Here is a 17,891-nt window from a genome sequence, read left to right as displayed (position 1 = left end):
TGTGAAGCTCAAGTCTTATAAAACTTTAGGCATGATTGTTTATCAGGAATAAGCAAGCTGAAAATATCCATGAGAGAGTGTGGACCTTACCATTTCCGACTTCGAGAAATTTCTACTCCGTCTGAACAAGTGGTCGGAATCCGCCATAAACCATTCTTTTGGCATCAAAAATTAATTTCTCAGGATCGGTGAGGGGCCCAACTAATTTCGCCATTCTCGGATCAGTTGGGACTTGCTTGTTTGCTTTGTCGCGAATCTCCTTAGAAGGAAAAACAGCCCACCCGAAAACGACAACTTCATCCTCTTTCAAATTCAGTAAATCGATAAAAGAACCAATGCCGGGATGTTTTAAATCTTCACCAACATATTCGAAGTAATCCAAAGCGCCATACTCTTTCCAGATTTTACCGACCTGCTCAGCTACGTTCTTGTATTCGTTGAGATGAGCGCGTGGAATTGGAAGTACGAATCCGTCAATGTAATTTGCCATGGTGAAATCAATTATTCTTCAGCCTGAATAGTCTGTGTTATCTTCTTCGCCTTGTGAGCGAATCCTTCTAGCGTTCATCCTCCTCCAAAATCTTTTTCTTTTCCTTTTCGAATTCTTCTTGTGTGAGGATATTCTCATCGAGCAGTCTTTTCAATTCGCGCAATCTTTCGGCTTTCGTTTTTTTCTGCTCCTTTTCTTTATCAATACCCTGACCTTCTTCAACTTTAGGTGTCAGTTCGTATCTGTGGATTGGTTTGTAATTCATGGCCCACAAGTAGGGCACGAGTACTAAGAATCCACCGATGATCGCTCCAACATTGGCCTCTTCGTCTCGGCAAAAGCTCGAATAAAATGGGTTATAACCTTCTTTCTCCAACCTCACGGTCAGACAAGTTCCAACGATCTTTTTGTCTTTGTATTCGTAAGGCGTTTCTCCTACATGCTCGTCATCGATAAATACCTGAGCCCCGCTCGGTTCAGAGTGAATCATTGTGGTGCTCGCACAGCTTGCCAAAAAAATGGAACCGATGAGTAGAATCGCAACTGGTTTAAGAATTTTGCTATTTGTGATCATAATTTAATGTGAAATGTTTTGAAGTCTTCGCATAAATCTACTTAGTCCTAATCGATTTTCCTAAATCAGCGAAAACATATCAGGAATACTGTAAGTCGCACTCTTTATGCAAGGAAGCTTCAATTCCTAATAATTGCTCCGTAAAATAGATGAATTTGGGAGGGAGGGTGGGGAATAGGAGTCAAGTTCTAAGTAATTAGAGACACGCGTTTGAAACGCGCGACAGCGGGGCAGGAGACAAGCTGGCCGCTTTCATCCGTTAGTTTTGCTTGCTCGTATTCCCTCACAATTTCTTATGCCTTCTGAAGATCTCCTTCATGCACTTTCAATTTCACACCTCCAGTGGCTACGTTGTAGATCGGGTTGAGCTGCACAATCTCTTCGTCAAACAAATAGCAAGGCACACCTTCACTCTCAAACTTCACTTTTAGCAAGTGAGCTTCAATTGGCGTTTCGAAGGTTTTGATGGTGATTAGGGGCATAAGTATAATTCAATCTTTTGAATTTGGCTGCTAAACAAAATGCTTCTTAATTTTCGCTCTATTCAAAAACCGAATCAACAGAAAGATAGGTGTTGCCCAAACCAAAGCACCGAATACGGCAAAAGCAATAAGGGGCAATTGACCTTGTGCTGCCAGCATCACGGAAAGAGCAACTGTGACAAAGACAATTATTAGAATTAACAATACTGAAACAATCGAGACAAGTCTACTTGCCCACAACTGATACTTTCTAATGAAAATTCCTCCTATCAAAAAGCAGACTCCCAAGGCGATCATTGTCAAGCACATTTCCGAGTAGTGAAAGATTAGAAATGAAAAAGGGTCTTTTGCCACCTGATTAGAATCTTTTAACTCAGGAGCAAAGTCATTAAAATTCCAGGCAAATAATCCCATGCTGTTGCTAAAGATGATAAACCCTGCTAAGAGCGAAACCAGGAGACCGATGGTCTTAATAGATTTTGGTTTATTTTCTTTCATTAATTTTTAGATGAACTGCTTCCCACGCAGCTTGTTCGCAGTGTTCCACAGTTGTTCTTCGATAGAGGTTTCTTTGGTCCTGGCCATGCACTAGTAGTTTCTTTTTGTTGGCTGTGAAAATAGGAAGTTTTAGAGAGGGGTTTCAAAACCGGGTTATCACTGAATCATCTAAATCACAGCTCTATCTTTTTGGCTTTTTTACTCAGCATCTCATGGTATTGTTCTTTCATATCCTTTGGAAGAAAACTGATATCGATAAACTCACGCCACTTCGGCATTGCCTTTTGAAAGCGTGCGAAAATATTATCGAATGCTTTTTGATCGATCTCAAAATGCCCCATAGCCTTTTCAAAATCCGCTCGTCCTATTTTCTTTCTCTTGCCATTTAATGTGAGTGCCAGCTCTTCATCATCTCCTTCCACTACCAATTCAGAGGCTACCATATCATACGCAGGACTAAGGGAATATCCTCGTCCGGGATCCTTGAGCAGGGAGAAATTTTTCATGTGCATATCATTATTTCCGGTAAGAAAACAGAAAACGACCTGTTCGAAAAAGTTAATAATATCGAGCACAGGATTGGCCGAATGCTCCACCAATGCTTTTCCTATCTGTTCATAGGACCCGCGGTACTTGGCCTCCGTTAACCTTTCTGTCAGTTGGCACATATCCTCCATGTGGAATTTTCGTTTGCCATCTCGGTCTATTCGTTTTGTGAGATAGGACAGTTCACCAGATTTTAGTCTTATCAATGTATGGGGCACCGTATCAATCCCGGCTATAGCTGCCAGGTGCATAGTGAGGTCTTCCAACTCCGGTAAAAACGGGTAGTGATCGGAAGGCGGCTTCAGTATATATTCTCCCCAAACTCCCATGATAGTCAGCTTCTGAAGGGCGTCTTTTTCTGACAATTTCTGTAAGCCTAACGACAACTTTGCCTGAACACCTGTTACTGTGGATTGGCTCTTTATTACCTGGTCCGCCAATTCCAGCATTTGATCATTGGTGTATTCCAATAAAGGAGGAACCGATTTACCGAATATCTTCTTGCTGCATTTCGGGTGGAAATCAGATTCCCCGTCTGTAAGTTCCAAATAGCAGTATAAGCACCGATTCATACTCATTCCTTTTTTTCATTAAATATTATTGTCCGGATCTTCGGATGCTTCCAATGACTCTATACTTACTGCTCCGATGCAATCATGACAGGTTTTGAGCAGTATACCCATTCTGTCTCGCGCATTCAGTTTCCAGTTTCTTTCGGCAATATCGAGCAACCAGCCTTCCGGTATCAGGCCGTCAAAAAAAGGAAAGAGTACCTGGTTGTGAAAAGTCGCTTCCTGTAGGGGAAGAGTTAAACTTACCGGTTCTGCATTTTCATGGTTTAGGTATTCATCTCTGTATTTGAAATGATAACCCTCTTCATCTTCTGTGAGGATTCCCGCCCAATGCTTGTGCATAAATACTTTAGCCTTTCTCATTGATCAGTTTATTTCGATTTAAGATGACTGGCCCAAGTTCATATCCGAAAAGCATCAATACCTGATTGACTTTATCCATCTGCAATGATGGCTTGTCGCGCTCCAGCTCTCTCACGAAACGCAGCCCCACACCGGCCTTATCTGCCAGACCTTCTTGAGTAAGTCCCAGTTCCTTTCTTTTCTCTTTCACAAAACTGCTCAACGGCAATTGAGGGTCTTGATTTACAGTTGTCATTAGCCATGAATTTACCCGTTCGGGTATAAATGTACGATTATTTACAGGAAACATACCCTATCGGGTACAAATAATTAGTTCTAGAGTGAGAATGTACCCGTTCGGGTGTGATATTGTTGGCGTTTTGCAGAAATGCGTCTGGTCAGACAGATTATCTCATATCCCGCCTGGTATTGATTTAATGTCTTTATTCAAAAGACTCCACCTTCCCGCGCAGCTTGTTCGCAGTGTTCCAGAGCTGTTCTTCTATTGAGGTTTCTTTGGTCGTGGCCATTCGAGAGTAGTTTCTTTTGTAGGCTGTGAAAATAGGAAGTTTTTGGGAGGGTGGGGGATGAGAGTTAGTAGGGTTAATTGGAGGCACTCGTTACAAACACACGCCAGCTGGGGTAAAGAGGGTTCTACCTCATTCTTATTTCGAGTACTTGATCTGGTTCACGATAGTTTCCCATTTTAATAAACTTTTCACACGAACCTGTTGCTCCTCTTGTGTCCGATATGGTAACTGCATAGTTCATTTTTTCAATTAACTCGCCTTCGAAAAAGAAAAGAGCAAGAAACTCATCTGAATTCATTCCTGTTTTACAATAGTGCCATTCTTCAATATTTTGAGAGAAATCACTTTTTGCTGGAGGCCCCATAATTTGTTGAACTTCGGCTTTTGTCATTCCTGGGCTCAGTAGATGAGAAGCGGATAAGTTTTGTTGAAGGCCGCAAGAGGTAATCAGAAGACCGAGGCAAATCGGTATTAAATATTTTTTCATCCTACTTACTTTAAATACACATTTTTATTTATTACAGTGATAAATGTCTATTCCTTATTAAATTTCTTGTCAAATTTAAGAGTTCAATTCCCCGCCCTACTATGCTTAAAAGCGGCCTTGATAAGATACTGGAATAGAAGTACAGATCGAATCTAGTCCGCCCATCTTGACAAACATTTTTGCCTTTTGATTAAAATTAAACAAGCGGTACAGATGATAACTTGAGGACTTATTTTGTGAAAATAGCAGCTCATTTCGGGAAAAGTAAAAAGGTGTTTCTTTTCCTAACTTAGTTGTTTTCACTTCTATGTATTTATCGGTACCATTTTCATTTCTTGAAAGGATGTCGAAGCCTGCTCCATCTCCTTCTTCTTTAGAGATCCAATGCACTTGATCGGCTAAGCTCTCCTTTCCTGCATGTCGCAATTGCCATTTTTCGTACTCAAGAATGAACTCTTCACCAAGCAAGCCAAGACTTCTGTTGCGCTGTTCTTGCTCAAGATAATTAGTCTTGATTGGACTTCTTGTGTAGGCAGCAACGGGCTCTTTAACAACTCCGGTGCTGACTGGCGGTTGCACAATCAGTTTGTCAAACTCTTTTGAAACTGTTGGTTTATCGATTGTGGTTTCTGCGAACTTTTTGAATTGATCCTCAATATTAAGATGCCCAGTTAAGTAATCTACAACCTTATCCTCCAGTACCTTTTGATAGTTAAAACGAGGTAGGTATCCCTTGATGTAGGGATGACCTAAATTGATGAGTACCGCACTAATATTTTGATGCTTGAATTCAATCGATCCTTCAGACCGATTCGTTAGAAGTGGCAACAGATTTCTTCTATGTTCTGCCTTAGAGTAATTTTTGCCAGACAGCTCTATTGAGAGCATCTCAAAATAATCTGCGACTATAAGTTCAACTTCTATGTCTGACCAAGCATTCATATCAAAATTCAGGTTGTGCTGTTGTGAAGCAAGGCACAACCAGATTCGCTAAATATATTAAAACGACAATTATCAAGAAAAGTGGAGTTTGTCAATGTTAATCAAGTCCAACATTCAGTGAAAAATAGTGCTCCAAGACCTTCCCGCGCAGCTTGTTTGCAGTGTTCCAGAGTTGTTCTTCTATTGAGGTTTCTTTGGTCTTGGCCATGCACTAGTAGTTTCTCTTTTATTGGCTGTGAAAATAGGAAGTTTTTGGGAGGGTGGGGAATAGGAGCTAAGTTCTTGGTAATTGGAGGTGAGCGTTGTAAACGCGCGCCAACAGGGATGCTTTATCCATGATCAAAGCAGTTTTGGATTTCTGATTTGAAGAATTCATCGTATTTATCATTACCTAAGTTGAATACAATGAGATTCCTTTTCGCTCTGGTTAAAGCTGTATAAACTAATTCTGCATTTGTAAATTCCTGATCAGCTTCTTCTTTTTCTATAAATAAAAATAAGGTATTAATTTCCCAGCCTTTAAAACTGTGTGTTGTAGAAAGCTTTAAGGTTCCGGTTTTCATCCAAAAATGGCTCTTCTTAGTCCTTCTTAATTTTTCAATTGCCTTTTCATTTCCTTCGACCTTGTCGAATTCCTCTTGACTTTCAAAGGTTGTAGCAGTTTTCTCGTTCTTTTTTGTTCTTATTAAAAAATCTAATTCCCTAAGGATCTCAACTTTCGAACATAATACCCCGGCATCAGAAGAATGTATTTCGTTTCGATTTAGAACGTCAAAGACCACTTGAAGTAAGTCTTTTGCAGCGAAATTATGAAATGTATGGTACTCGAGAATCCTTTTTTCAAAATCAAATTGAGATAGAAAATTTATTTCATCAAGGTTGTATTTCTGATTGAAAATAGTCTTTTGGAATTTTATGGCCATGTTGCCAATGTTACTCGAAAATCTGTGAGAAGTGTTCAAGGTTTTGTTCCAAACTCCAGGAATTGTTCTCACAATTGGCTCATTGTTTTCATCCATTTGTCGATTGTAGATGTTCTGCTTTTCGTCCCCAAATACTACAAATTCAGTTTCATTATGGGTGAAATATTTAGTAACAATATCTATCCAAGATTGAAGGTAGTCCTGTACTTCATCAATTAAAACAACATCAAACTTTTGTATCCTGTGCTTAACCTTTTCAAAAAAGTTGACATCCTGCCAATTTTCAAGACTGTTTAATGGTAGATTATAGTTATTCGCTTGAGTTTTGAAAAATTGATGGTAGTTAGTTATGTAAAAGTTTGACCAATAAAATTCTTCACGTACATCAGAAATCCTGTCGTGAATATAGTTCTTTAATGATAGGTTGTATGTAAGTATTAAAACTGTTTGTCCTGTTCTAATATGTGCGTTTACTGCTCGTTTTGCTAATACCAAAGTTTTTCCGCTTCCAGCAACCCCTTTTATTTTTCTCCTTGGTCTGATTTCACTTCTTATTAATTCTCTTTGTTCTTTTGAGTAGTTAATCTTAACACCCTCCTCAATCTCGTGAAGAGGGGGTTTTAAATACCTGCGAATACTTTTATACATGGTTTCGTCAAAGTAGAACGACTTGCGGTTGAGCCAGAATTTCGACAATAATTTATTTAGTTCGCTTTCGTTTAGAGAATCTCTTCCTAAAAGCCCAAAGAAACTCACAAATCTTTGGTAACCATGATATTCCTCCGATTGGAAGTCTTTAAGTAAAAAGTCATTTAATTGGGCTTGGTTTGCATTGTGAAAGTATACTGCACAGTTTACAGTTGCCCAGTTATTTTTGCTCTTGACACTTCTTAAAAACAACTCCTCGCTATGCAATTGAAATAGATTGGTTTTGTAGGTTTCTACTTGATTCAATGGTGACTTAATTAATGTGTCATCTTTCATCAAATGCCATTTTGTCCTGTCATCAATATAGTAATGGTCTAAGTTCCAGTCTTTGACTTCAATTAATAAGACACCACTTCCTTTTCGCATAACAGCCAAATCAGGGTTGTCCCCATTTAGAAATGGTTGATAGTAAATTTCATAAGTGTCATCAAGCTTTTCAAGTAAGAAGTTCAAAAGTTTCCATTCACCCTCTGTAGGCTGCACTTTCTGTCTTTTGAGAATTTCTACTTTCGGTTCTAAAATTGCCATTTTGCTTGCTTTGAAATTTCACACAGTGTTTGGTTTACGAAAAGTGGAGGAGAGCGGTTTGTCAAGTGCTGATCGGTTCGGTCAGATTAATTTTATTCAATAGAAAATCAAGTTTAAGATGTCCAAAACGTTCACTTTCAAAATGAACGAAGTGCTTAGCCAAAGATCCATTAGTATCGTTTAGTCTTGAATTGATAGGAGTGCTCAGTGTCCTATCTTGATTATGAATGACCAGGGCTGACCTTACTTGATGCTCCAGATTATTGTTATACAACCACAATAATAAGGCTTCAATGTAACCCAAGTTAAGTATGGGACTAACTCGTGTGTCAGATAATAGAACCTCACTAATAGAATCACTCAATCTCTGCACTGTTATTTCTTTTTTGTCAATTGCTTGATAGAGATCATTTCGTGAAATTTTAAGAAAAACCAAAAGGAATAGAACGTGAGATAATGTGTATTCATTAGCTTTAAATGATGACAAAACTAATCTTGTTAGTGCGAAAATTCTTTCTTGTTTTCTAAGTGGTACAACTGATTTCTCTATAAGATATTGAGCCATCGAAATGAAATGTCTTGGGTCATCACGTACTTCCGAAAATCTACTACGATCTTTTGATTTAAAGAATTCATTGAATTCGTAATATTCAAACAAATATTCGATGAATTGAGTAGCTGAAGGCTTAGGAATTGAATACTCCAAGTCGATAAATCTCCTCAAATATTCGTTACTATTTATTTGTTCACTTCCATAGAACCCTTTGACAGCACTAGACAGATGATTCTTATCAATCGAAAGAACAAAAACAATCCCGGGCACTGAGAAGAAATGCTTAATCTGTTCAAGTACCTCAACTGAGTAGCTTGGACGACATCGATCTAATTCGTCAACAATAAAAATTAATGGTTTTTCATTCTCCGGGTTCTTTACAAATTTTTCTAATTCTTTTCTGAAATCAACTATGGTCTTCTTTTTTGATGAGTATTCTTTAATCTCTTCTTCTAAAATTTCGGTTGATGCTTTGGTGGCATTTTCAATAGCTGTGGTTATTTCTTCTGCGTCAATATATTTATTGGCTATTGCCTTAAAAAGAGCAGGAGCAACATTCTTGACTAAAACAGAACCCTTTTCAATGACGGACTTGAAATTTCGTTTGTTCTCCTTTTGAGCTAAGGATTCTAGCTCTGACATTACGGCAACTAAAGGATTGTTGTCGAAGTCATTTTCCCATGCATTGAAATAGACAGTTTGGAATCCTTCATTTTTAAGGTGTTGCTGCCACATCTTAACGAAAGTCGTTTTTCCAGTACCCCACTCATTGTTTATTGCCAACACAAATCCGTCTGCATAGGTGTTAACGATGTCAGTTAGAACTTTGGCAAAAGGTTCTCTTGAAAGTTTGCAATATTGAAAAGGTTGCTCTACTGGTATTTCTAGTTCTTGGTTCTTGATTTTCATAAGTGCATCATTTTGTTACTTTCAGAGAAGTATCTTTTTAATAATTTCACCAGTTGTCTTTTCGCATTTCTATACAGTCTCTACTTCGATTATTTGCAATGGGTAGTTGTCAATTCGCTCTTGAAAACTCTGAATAACAGAAAACTTTGCGATGTTAGATTTATGCTCACTCAGATGGTTTGTGATGGTTTTACCTTTTAAGTTCGTAGTAACTGCTAGCACGTATGTGATTGAATTCTCTGTGAAGAGCTTATAAAAGGCTTCTCTAGAAATACCATCTACATTATTTGCTCCTTTAGAATATTTGTCAAAAACTTCTTTTATAAAAACCCTATCCGATCTCATATCGTTCCAAAGACGTTGGGCAGAGATAGAAACTTGATTTGTAAGGTCACGAATTTTAGCATCGAAACCATCTTTAACGTGTATCAAGTATAAATTGTCTTCCTTTAAAAATGCTATATCACAAAGCTCAATATTCTGACCTAACATTTTATCCAAGACCCAATAGTTCTCGCGTCCTACGTATTTGAGATTGTAATCTGATTCGCTTTCATTGTCTTTATCCCATGTCATGTCCAAGGGACTTGGATTCAGCTTGTTTCTTTTTATTATTTGCAGGCACTGTTCATTGATGTCTTCAATAAATCCTCCTTTTACTTTGTACCAATTATTGTCTATAATAAAGTAGGGATGTTTTCCAATTGGGACTTCACACGTAAGATGATTTATAAACATAGCCTCTGTTTTTTTGATCTTACCAACGTATCCTTTTATTCTAACCCCAAGGAGAATACTTCTGAAATTATACTCATCTGTGTTTTCAATGAGGTTATGAACATGCTTGAGAACAGATTGATAAATTTGGGTTCTGTCATGTGTTTCGAAAAAAGCTTTTTGTGCTCCTTTGAGATAAGCTTTATATGAATCGCACTCATAAAATTGCTGCCATTTACTAGGATGAATGAAGTCGTAGTCTAGTAGCTGAGACAAATTCGTTTTTTGATTTGATAGCCTTACGATGTCATCCCTCAGATGATTTAAAAGTGCCGGTAAAAGATTACTTTGAATTATATCATTATCTGTCACTTTCTCAAACCGACTCAATGAAGTCGAACTTTCAGTGTCCAATGCCTCATTTATCCGTATAATAAGCTCATGTAATTGATTAAATGAAATCTTCCATTTAAGACAGAAAGCGGAACCTATTTCTAAGTATATGTTCTCAGAATCATCAAAGTCAATAAAGTCAAAGAGAGAGTCTCTTAAATCTTGGCGAAGTCGCAAGTAAAATTTTTTCGGTACTCGACCAATGCTAAGTACATCTTGAAGTCTTTGTTCGTTCCTAAATGTTTTCTGTTCAGAAGTTAAGTTGCCTGAGACTCCACGAGAAATTTCAGTATGCACAATATCGATAGCAGGGTCTGCAATTTTTTCATAGAGGTCTAATCCAAATGATTCATTGGAAAATCTTTTGATGACTGAAATACCAACTCCTCCTATAATTGCGAATATTCTCTTTTCAATTTGTATAAACAGAGCAAAAGAGGTGCTTTTCACGGTGAAGTCGCTTCGCTTGATAAGTTCTTCAGGAAGAAAGTCTTTCCACACAGATTCCTTGTCTTTTTCATAAAAGGTATATAACCTATAAGTACACTGTTCTATTTCTACGGAATTCTCAAAGTGAGAAACTTCATAATCAGACTTGAAATTTTCCTTATGATGATCAAGAATATGATCGATAACCCTTGAGTAATTTCCCCTAAAATCCTTGAACTCGTGGAAGTCCAAATTGATCTGATATACTTTTACATCGTTGTATGATTGATTGAACATGGTGTTTAGTATTAGTCACAATCCCTTTATAAATTTTAGAATTGTCAGTGGCAGTGTAAATTTCCAGAGCTAACTTCATCGGATAAGCCTCTTGTTCCCCGCACAATGTAGGATATTTTAGAATTTCAGAAAAGCGTAGGAGGAAGGTAGTTGGAGAGAAGGGGAGTTGGCCAGCCGATCAATGACAAATCATCTCAGTCCGTTGCTTGTCGATCTTCGGGCTGACGAAGGGGACTCCGAGGTTCATGCCGCGGAGGATGAAAAGCACACCAATTAACACAATGAAAATGGGGATGAAGTGACGCACCTTTTGGGTGAGTGTGGCTTTTACCTGGTTGCCGAAAACACTCATGGCGAGCATCAGCGGCACGGTGCCGAGTCCGAAGGCTACCATAAAGAATCCGCCTTCAACGGGCGTGGCCATGGCTGTGGCTCCGGCAATGGCCATGTAAACCAGGCCGCAGGGGAGTAGTCCGTTGAGCAAGCCGATAGCAAAAAGGTTGGTGTTGCTCTGCCTGCTGAGTCGCTTGCCGAGCTGGCCTTTCACCTGGCCCAGCCACAGGCTAAAGCGCGGAGTGAGCGATGGCGTGCGGTGGTTGATCTTGGGCCACACCACACTGAAAACCATGATGGCGCCAACGATGATTGAAATCCACTGCTGAAAGCCGGCCATGGCAAAGCCGTAGCCGAGCAATCCGAAAATCACACCGAGCGAGAAATAGGTGAGAAGACGGCCTCCGTTGTAGAGTAGACTGCCAAAAATTTTGGTTCGCTCGCTGGTGCGATTTAGCGGAAGTGCAAAGGCGATGGGACCGCACATCCCGATGCAGTGAAAGCTCCCGATGAGCCCAATTGTTATGGCGGTCCAAAGTTCCATGTAACTATCGAATCACTACAATTTCTTCAGTGAAAAAGTCTTTTCCATCAGCTTTCCAGTTCACTTTAATTCTGTACTTGCCGGCTTTAAACCTTGCCTTATCGATGGAGTAAACGTTTTCCGTTCCGTCAACAGTTTCCTCAAAGTCCAATGACTCATTAGATGGCCTAAAGCAGTTCACCGTTCCTGTGATTCGCGTACCATTCTCATGAGGGAAAACGATTGACAGCAATTCGTTTGATTGCTCCACTCGTAAGTCCCTGTCGAGGTTCTCAGCTCGCTGTCGGCTGTCGATCTGCGATTGGTAAGCGATCTCTTTGGCGTAGTAGTCTTCGGTTACGAGGTCGTACTTTTCACCGAAGCTTTTTACCACCATAAAAATGATGAGCCCGATGAAGCCGATGTAGAGTATCGCGATTTTAGTTCCCCAGTTGAATTTCATTTTACTGTGTTTTTACAGGTGCCAAAAAAGTGGTTTCCGTCTTATCGAGCAGGTTGCCGTCTTTGTCGTAAACACCCAATTCTATTGTCGACTTTCTTTCAGTCAAATCAGCTTTGTTGAGAATAATGAAGAACGAACCTTCTGCCATCGACTCGGCTGTGATTTCTGTTGTGCTGTTGCCGAGAACTTCCACCTTTCCGTCCATGTCTATCAACCTAAACTCTGCAGGAATATCTTCGAAAGTCTTGTTGATCACCTTGTAGTTGTAGAGGTTGCTGATCTCGTTGTTTTCGCGGATCTGGTACTGTTGGCCCGGAGTTTTCAAAACCGTGGCCTGCACGTCAGATCTGTTAAAAAGGAGGAAACTGACCAATCCCAAAATGAGAATGAGCACAATGCTGTAGCCGATGCTTCGGGCGGTAAACTTCTTGTGTTTCTTGTTGACGATGCCTTCTTCGGAGTCGTAGCGGATCAATCCCTTCGGAAGGTTCACGCTTTCCATGATGCTATCGCAGGCATCGATGCAGGCGGTGCAGTTCACGCACTCCAGCTGCGTTCCGTTGCGGATGTCGATTCCTGTTGGGCACACGTCCACACACTGGTGGCAGTCGATACAGTCGCCTTTGCCCACTTCGTTGCGGTCTTCGTTCTTTCTGAATTTGCCGCGCTTTTCACCTCTGATGAAATCGTAAGCCACCACGATCGAGCTCCTGTCGAGCATCACACTTTGCAGCCTTCCGTAAGGGCAGGCTACGATGCAGACTTGTTCTCTAAACCAGCTAAACACCCAGTAAAACACTCCGGTGAAAATCAAGATCGAACCGAGTCCGGCAAGGTGTTCGGATGGTGGGTCTGTGATAATCCCAATCAACTCTTCGGAACCGATGATGTAAGCCAAAAAGGTGTTGGCGATCAAAAATGAGATCAGAAAGAAGATCCCGTGTTTCATCACTTTCTTGCGAATCTTCTCCGCATTCCACGGCTGCTTGTTGAGCCTGCGCTGGTGCTTGTAGTCGCCTTCTATCCAGTACTCGATTTTCCGGAAAACCATTTCCATGAAAATGGTTTGGGGACAAACCCAGCCACAAAAGAGTCGGCCAAACACAACGGTGAAGAGCACGATGAAAATGATCCCCGCCAGCATGATCAGAACGAAGATGTAGAAATCCTGTGGCCAGAAAACCTGACCGAAGATGATGAACTTTCGTTCGATCACATTGATCATCAACAGAGGCTGACCGCCAATGCGGATGAAAGGACCGGCAAAGAGAAATGCCAGAAGAAGCACGCTAACCCAAACCCTCGCATTGTGAAACTTGCCGCTGGGCTTCTTCGGATAGACCCATTTTCGTTTCCCCTCCTCATCGACAGTGCCGATGGTGTCGCGGAAACTCTGGTCCATGTATTCTTCTTTGTTCTTTTTATCGTCCATCACAAATTGTTGTCTTTCTTCTTCACCTTCAGATCTAAAACTGCTACTGCCTAAGACTGCATAGTTTCTTCCTGAGCTGTTTCTTCAGAGTCGCCTTCCGCAGGTGTTTCTTCTGTTTCACCTTCTTCTTCAGGAACCCAAATCTCTCCTTCAGGCTCTTTGGCATCCGGTGGGTTGGTTCCCTCAATGCTCATGATGTAGCTCGCCACAATTTGAATGTTCTCCGGGCTGAGCTGGCTTTCCCACGGGATCATCCCTTTTTCGGGCACTCCGTTCTTGATGGTAGAGAAGATGTTTTTGATTCCTCCTCCGTGCTTCCAGTACTGGTCGGTGAGGTTTGGGCCGGTTCCGCCACCCCCGTTCACACCGTGACAGGTAGCACAGTTGGCCACATATATTTTCTCTCCTTTTTCCCAAAGCACGGGGTCGGTGACTTTTGTCACGTTGTCTTCTGTGATAGCATCTTCCGCAGCACCTGCAGCTTCCTGGTTGGCCATAGCCATCGCCATCTCAGCCTCGTATTCTTCGTGCGATAGTTGCGCAGTGCCAGTAACGTGGAAGCGAACGAGGTAAACCACAGCGAAAACGATAGTCGCGTAGAACATGTACTTCCACCATGGTGGCAGGTTGTTGTCGAGTTCACGAATACCATCGTAGTTGTGATCGAGCATCACCGTTTCTTCCTTGTCAACATCCACGCGGTCTGTCAGGTGGAGAGAGTTGATGATGTTCAATTTCAAAGGCACTTCTGTGTGTCCCTCCGAATGCATCAATTCAGCCAGGTTTTTGTAAGCTCGCCTCATCAGCAAAATGGTGATGAAGAGGAAGATGATCACAAAAATGAGCAGTCCGAGCATTGTTTTAGTTAGCTCAAACTCTCCGCCCATGTTTGGCGTTTGCGGTTGGGCGCTAGCAGTAAGTGCAGCTCCAAAAGTGAGAATCGTGAGAATCGCTTTTGCAGCACCGCCACCGGCTGTAGCTTTTGTTTCTTCGATTCGTTTGTTCAGATCGGCAATACTGTAGGCAATTCCGCGAACGAGTAGGAGCATGATGCCGATAACGGTAAGCAGGATCACGAGAATCCAGATGTCTGGAACCCCCGATTGCTCCGCAGCTTCAGCCATTGCTTGTTGCGCTTCGGTCATTTCGGCTGTGCCGGTAGTGTCTGCCGCGGTCGTTGTGTCTGCCTGAGCCAAAGTTGTTAGCGGCAGCGTCAAAATAATCGATAGTATAAAAAGTAACTTCTTCATGACTCAGCGTTTCAAAGGGTTTTCGTTTTCATCGTCTTCAAGTGGAAGAGCTGCCATCGTCTTCACATCTGCTTTTCTCATGCGGAAAACCCACACAAAAAGAGCAATGAAGAAGATGAAGAATATGAGGAAGCTGATCACCGGGAAAATTTCGATCCCACCGATCGTGTCCATGGTATGTTTGATAAATTTCAGCATGGTTTATTCGTTTTCTGCGGTTTTACTTTTCTCGATGTCTGTTCCCAGCCTTTGCAGGTAGGCGATGAGTGCGATGATTTCGTCATCCGGCTCAGCTACAAATCCATCCTGCTTGAGGAAGTCTTCCATGTCGGCAACAATCTCGTTGGCCTGGTTCATTAGGTCAACATTAGCTCGCTGAGCATAGTCGTCTGCATAAGGTACTCCGAGCGTGATCATCGCATTAATTTTAGCCGCTGTGGTTGATGTGTCGATTTTGTTCTCTAGCAGCCACGGATACTCCGGCATGATAGATCCTGCAGATACACTTCGCGGATCGTAGAGATGCTTAAACTGCCATGAGTTTGGCTTTTTCAGCTTGGCTGTTCCCTCACGAGCGAGGTCGGGTCCGGTTCGCTTAGATCCCCAAAGGAATGGGTGGTCGTAGACAAACTCTCCGGCTTTGGAGTACTCACCGTAGCGCTCAGTTTCGGAGCGGAATGGACGAACCATTTGGGTGTGGCAACTCACACAGCCTTCCTGGATGTAGACGTCCCGACCGTGCAACTCGAGTGGAGTGTAGGGCTGCACGCTGGAGATCGTTGGTACGTTAGATTTCACGAGGAAAGTAGGCACCATCTCGATGATTCCACCGATGAGGATCACAATCAAAGATCCGATGAGGAGCATCGTTGGTTTTCTTTCGAACCATCTGTGCCAGTGATCGTCTTTGTGCTCTTTAGTCAACTTGGTAAGTGGAGCCGCTTCAGCTTCTTCGTTTTTAATGAAAGACCCTGAGCGGGCAGTTTTCCAAAGGTTGTAAACCATTGCTACCACACCGATGTAGTAGAGCAATCCACCAATTCCGCGGTAAGCGTACATCGGGATGATGTTGGTCACTGTTTCGAGGAAGTTCGGGTAAACCAGGAATCCATCTTCAGTGAAGTCGTTCCACATTTGGCTTTGTGCAAATCCAGCCCAGTAGAGTGGGATGGCGTAAAAGAGTATTCCCAACGTGCCAATCCAGAAGTGGAAGTTGGCCAGTTTCATAGAGTACAATTTCGTATTGAAAAGTACCGGCCAGAGGAAATAGAGCATACCAAAAGTCAGGAATCCGTTCCAGCCGAGGGCACCTACGTGTACGTGAGCCACGATCCAATCGGTAAAGTGGGCGATAGCGTTTACGTTTTTGAGTGACAGCATTGGTCCTTCAAACGTGGCCATACCGTAGGCCGTAATAGCCACCACAAAGAACTTGAGCACTGCACTGTCGCGCACTTTATCCCAGGCTCCGCGAAGTGTTAACAGTCCGTTGATCATACCACCCCATGACGGAGCGATGAGCATTACCGAGAACACAACTCCCAGTGACTGAGCCCAGTCTGGAAGGGCAGTGTAGAGCAAGTGGTGAGGGCCGGCCCAGATGTAGAGGAAGATCAGAGCCCAAAAGTGAATAATCGAAAGTCGATAGGAAAAGATGGGTCGGTTAACGGCCTTGGGTACGAAGTAGTACATCAACCCCAGGTATGGAGTGGTGAGGAAGAAAGCCACTGCGTTGTGGCCGTACCACCACTGCACAAGTGCATCCTGCACTCCGGCATACCACGAGTAGCTTTTAAGGAAGCTCACCGGAAGCTCAAATGAGTTGACGATGTGGAGAACCGCTACGGTCACAAACGTTGCGATGTAGAACCAGATGGCTACGTAGAGGTGGCGCTCTCTTCTTTTGAGGATTGTAGCGAACATGTTCCATCCAAATACCACCCAAATCAGCGTAATGGCAATGTCAATGGGCCACTCCAGCTCCGCGTATTCTTTGGAAGTGGTGTAGCCCATCGGGAGAGTGATCACGGCCGAGACGATGATCAGTTGCCATCCCCAAAAGTTGATTTTACTCAGCAGATCGCTGTACATTCTCGCTTTGAGGAGTCGCTGCAGCGAGTAGTAAACTCCCGCAAAAATCCCGTTACCCACAAATGCAAAAATCACCGCGTTGGTATGCAGTGGTCGAATGCGGCCAAAAGAGGTGTACTCAATGCCGAAATTTAATGCTGGAAAAACTAACTGAAAAGCTATCAGCAGTCCTACCAACATACCAATAGCGCCCCAAAAAATGGTGGCATTGGCAAACATCTTTACAATTTGGTTGTCGTAGCTAAACTTGTCAACCTTGGCGGCCGTGGTTGCTCCGGCCAGCTGTTCACTCTGATTCATCTTTGTTTGATTTCTTTTTGTCGTCAAATAACATGCGGATAGATGGCGTGTAGTTGTCATCGTACTGACCAGAGCGCACGGACCAGATGAAGGCTATGAGAAAGCCTGAGGCCACTGTGAGACTTGCGATGATTAGTAAAATGAGTACACCCATTGTTCTTTAATTTGGAACAAAGATGCCGCGAGCATAGCGCAGAGAAAATGACGAATGTCAGGTTTTGCTATGCGATTGGTTAGGGAGGGTTTCTGAAGAAAGGTAATTGAGTAGACTAAGTGGATTGAGGTAATTGAGGAAGTGCTTGATCACAATTGTGGTCTCAAGACTCAAACTGCTGCGGCTCGCCCCTTTAGGGGGATGGGGGCGCGGCTGACTAGGTAATTGGGTGAATTAGGGTAAATGAGGTAATTTAGGAAGTACTCGATCCTACCTCTCTCAAGACTCAGACTGTCAAGTCCTCCCCCGCCTCGTGCCTCGGCACCCCCTCCGAAGGGGGATATTGCGTTGCTCAACTCCAATCAGCCTTCTAATCAAAATGCTTCAAGTCAATTATTTCCCATTTAAAAGCAAAAGTTTGATCG

At 42.2% G+C, this 17,891-nt stretch carries 19 protein-coding genes; all 19 read right to left on the bottom strand.

The genetic code is table 11. From position 1 onward, the window contains the following. Window positions 1-112: 112 nt before the first annotated feature. The 19 genes from ABHV44_RS11145 to ccoS all read right to left on the bottom strand — a co-directional run bounded on the left by ABHV44_RS11145 (window position 113) and on the right by ccoS (window position 17,466). Window positions 113-490, bottom strand: a complete 378-nt coding sequence (locus tag ABHV44_RS11145; protein ID WP_459074771.1) for a DUF1428 domain-containing protein — start codon at window positions 488-490, stop codon at window positions 113-115. Between the two features lie 67 nt (window positions 491-557). Further along, window positions 558-1,064 (bottom strand): PEGA domain-containing protein, encoded by a 507-nt coding sequence (locus ABHV44_RS11140; RefSeq protein WP_459074770.1) that lies wholly within the window; start codon window positions 1,062-1,064, stop codon window positions 558-560. Window positions 1,065-1,357: 293 nt separating this feature from the next. After that, window positions 1,358-1,546, bottom strand: coding sequence for a putative signal transducing protein (locus ABHV44_RS11135; protein ID WP_459074769.1), 189 nt, complete (start codon window positions 1,544-1,546; stop codon window positions 1,358-1,360). Window positions 1,547-1,576: 30 nt separating this feature from the next. Then, window positions 1,577-2,044, bottom strand: coding sequence for a hypothetical protein (locus ABHV44_RS11130; RefSeq protein WP_459074768.1), 468 nt, complete (start codon window positions 2,042-2,044; stop codon window positions 1,577-1,579). Between the two features lie 173 nt (window positions 2,045-2,217). Next, complete coding sequence (locus ABHV44_RS11125; protein ID WP_459074767.1) at window positions 2,218-3,138, bottom strand: HipA domain-containing protein; 921 nt, start codon at window positions 3,136-3,138, stop codon at window positions 2,218-2,220. A gap of 42 nt (window positions 3,139-3,180) precedes the next feature. Continuing rightward, complete coding sequence (locus ABHV44_RS11120; protein ID WP_459074766.1) at window positions 3,181-3,525, bottom strand: HipA N-terminal domain-containing protein; 345 nt, start codon at window positions 3,523-3,525, stop codon at window positions 3,181-3,183. Further along, window positions 3,512-3,760, bottom strand: a complete 249-nt coding sequence (locus tag ABHV44_RS11115; RefSeq protein ID WP_459074765.1) for a helix-turn-helix transcriptional regulator — start codon at window positions 3,758-3,760, stop codon at window positions 3,512-3,514. The genes ABHV44_RS11120 and ABHV44_RS11115 overlap by 14 nt, the downstream gene beginning before the upstream one ends. Window positions 3,761-4,158: 398 nt before the next feature. Then, on the bottom strand, window positions 4,159-4,521 hold the full coding sequence (bamE, locus tag ABHV44_RS11110) for an outer membrane protein assembly factor BamE domain-containing protein (RefSeq protein ID WP_459074764.1): 363 nt from the start codon (window positions 4,519-4,521) through the stop codon (window positions 4,159-4,161). Between the two features lie 105 nt (window positions 4,522-4,626). Continuing rightward, a complete protein-coding gene (locus ABHV44_RS11105) occupies window positions 4,627-5,463 on the bottom strand; it encodes a protein NO VEIN domain-containing protein (protein WP_459074763.1) in 837 nt (278 codons plus the stop codon). A gap of 329 nt (window positions 5,464-5,792) precedes the next feature. After that, window positions 5,793-7,622: a UvrD-helicase domain-containing protein gene (locus ABHV44_RS11100; RefSeq protein WP_459074762.1), complete on the bottom strand. Its 1,830-nt coding sequence runs from the start codon at window positions 7,620-7,622 to the stop codon at window positions 5,793-5,795. Between the two features lie 61 nt (window positions 7,623-7,683). Next, complete coding sequence (locus ABHV44_RS11095) at window positions 7,684-9,084, bottom strand: KAP family P-loop NTPase fold protein (RefSeq protein ID WP_459074761.1); 1,401 nt, start codon at window positions 9,082-9,084, stop codon at window positions 7,684-7,686. Window positions 9,085-9,153: 69 nt separating this feature from the next. Further along, the gene (locus tag ABHV44_RS11090; protein WP_459074760.1) at window positions 9,154-10,920 is read right to left on the bottom strand and encodes a DUF6119 family protein; all 1,767 of its coding nucleotides are present in this window, start codon (window positions 10,918-10,920) and stop codon (window positions 9,154-9,156) included. Window positions 10,921-11,098: 178 nt separating this feature from the next. After that, a complete protein-coding gene (locus ABHV44_RS11085; RefSeq protein WP_459074759.1) occupies window positions 11,099-11,797 on the bottom strand; it encodes a sulfite exporter TauE/SafE family protein in 699 nt (232 codons plus the stop codon). A gap of 4 nt (window positions 11,798-11,801) precedes the next feature. Further along, the gene (locus ABHV44_RS11080) at window positions 11,802-12,239 is read right to left on the bottom strand and encodes a FixH family protein (RefSeq protein WP_459074758.1); all 438 of its coding nucleotides are present in this window, start codon (window positions 12,237-12,239) and stop codon (window positions 11,802-11,804) included. Window position 12,240: 1 nt separating this feature from the next. Continuing rightward, on the bottom strand, window positions 12,241-13,671 hold the full coding sequence (gene ccoG / locus ABHV44_RS11075) for a cytochrome c oxidase accessory protein CcoG (protein WP_459074757.1): 1,431 nt from the start codon (window positions 13,669-13,671) through the stop codon (window positions 12,241-12,243). A 50-nt stretch (window positions 13,672-13,721) separates the two neighbouring features. Beyond that, complete coding sequence (locus tag ABHV44_RS11070) at window positions 13,722-14,921, bottom strand: cbb3-type cytochrome c oxidase N-terminal domain-containing protein (protein WP_459074756.1); 1,200 nt, start codon at window positions 14,919-14,921, stop codon at window positions 13,722-13,724. Window positions 14,922-14,924: 3 nt separating this feature from the next. Beyond that, window positions 14,925-15,119: a CcoQ/FixQ family Cbb3-type cytochrome c oxidase assembly chaperone gene (locus ABHV44_RS11065; protein ID WP_459074755.1), complete on the bottom strand. Its 195-nt coding sequence runs from the start codon at window positions 15,117-15,119 to the stop codon at window positions 14,925-14,927. Between the two features lie 3 nt (window positions 15,120-15,122). Next, a complete protein-coding gene (ccoN, locus tag ABHV44_RS11060) occupies window positions 15,123-17,312 on the bottom strand; it encodes a cytochrome-c oxidase, cbb3-type subunit I (RefSeq protein WP_459074754.1) in 2,190 nt (729 codons plus the stop codon). After that, on the bottom strand, window positions 17,299-17,466 hold the full coding sequence (gene ccoS / locus ABHV44_RS11055; protein ID WP_459074753.1) for a cbb3-type cytochrome oxidase assembly protein CcoS: 168 nt from the start codon (window positions 17,464-17,466) through the stop codon (window positions 17,299-17,301). Before ccoS ends, ccoN begins: the two co-directional genes overlap by 14 nt. Window positions 17,467-17,891 lie beyond the last annotated feature (425 nt).

The sequence above is a fragment of the Halocola ammonii genome, from assembly GCF_049334165.1.
Taxonomy (GTDB): domain Bacteria; phylum Bacteroidota; class Bacteroidia; order Flavobacteriales_D; family Sanyastnellaceae; genus JBEGHD01.
Note: the sequence above shows the minus strand (reverse complement) of the source record. Positions and strands in the feature narration are given on the sequence as shown.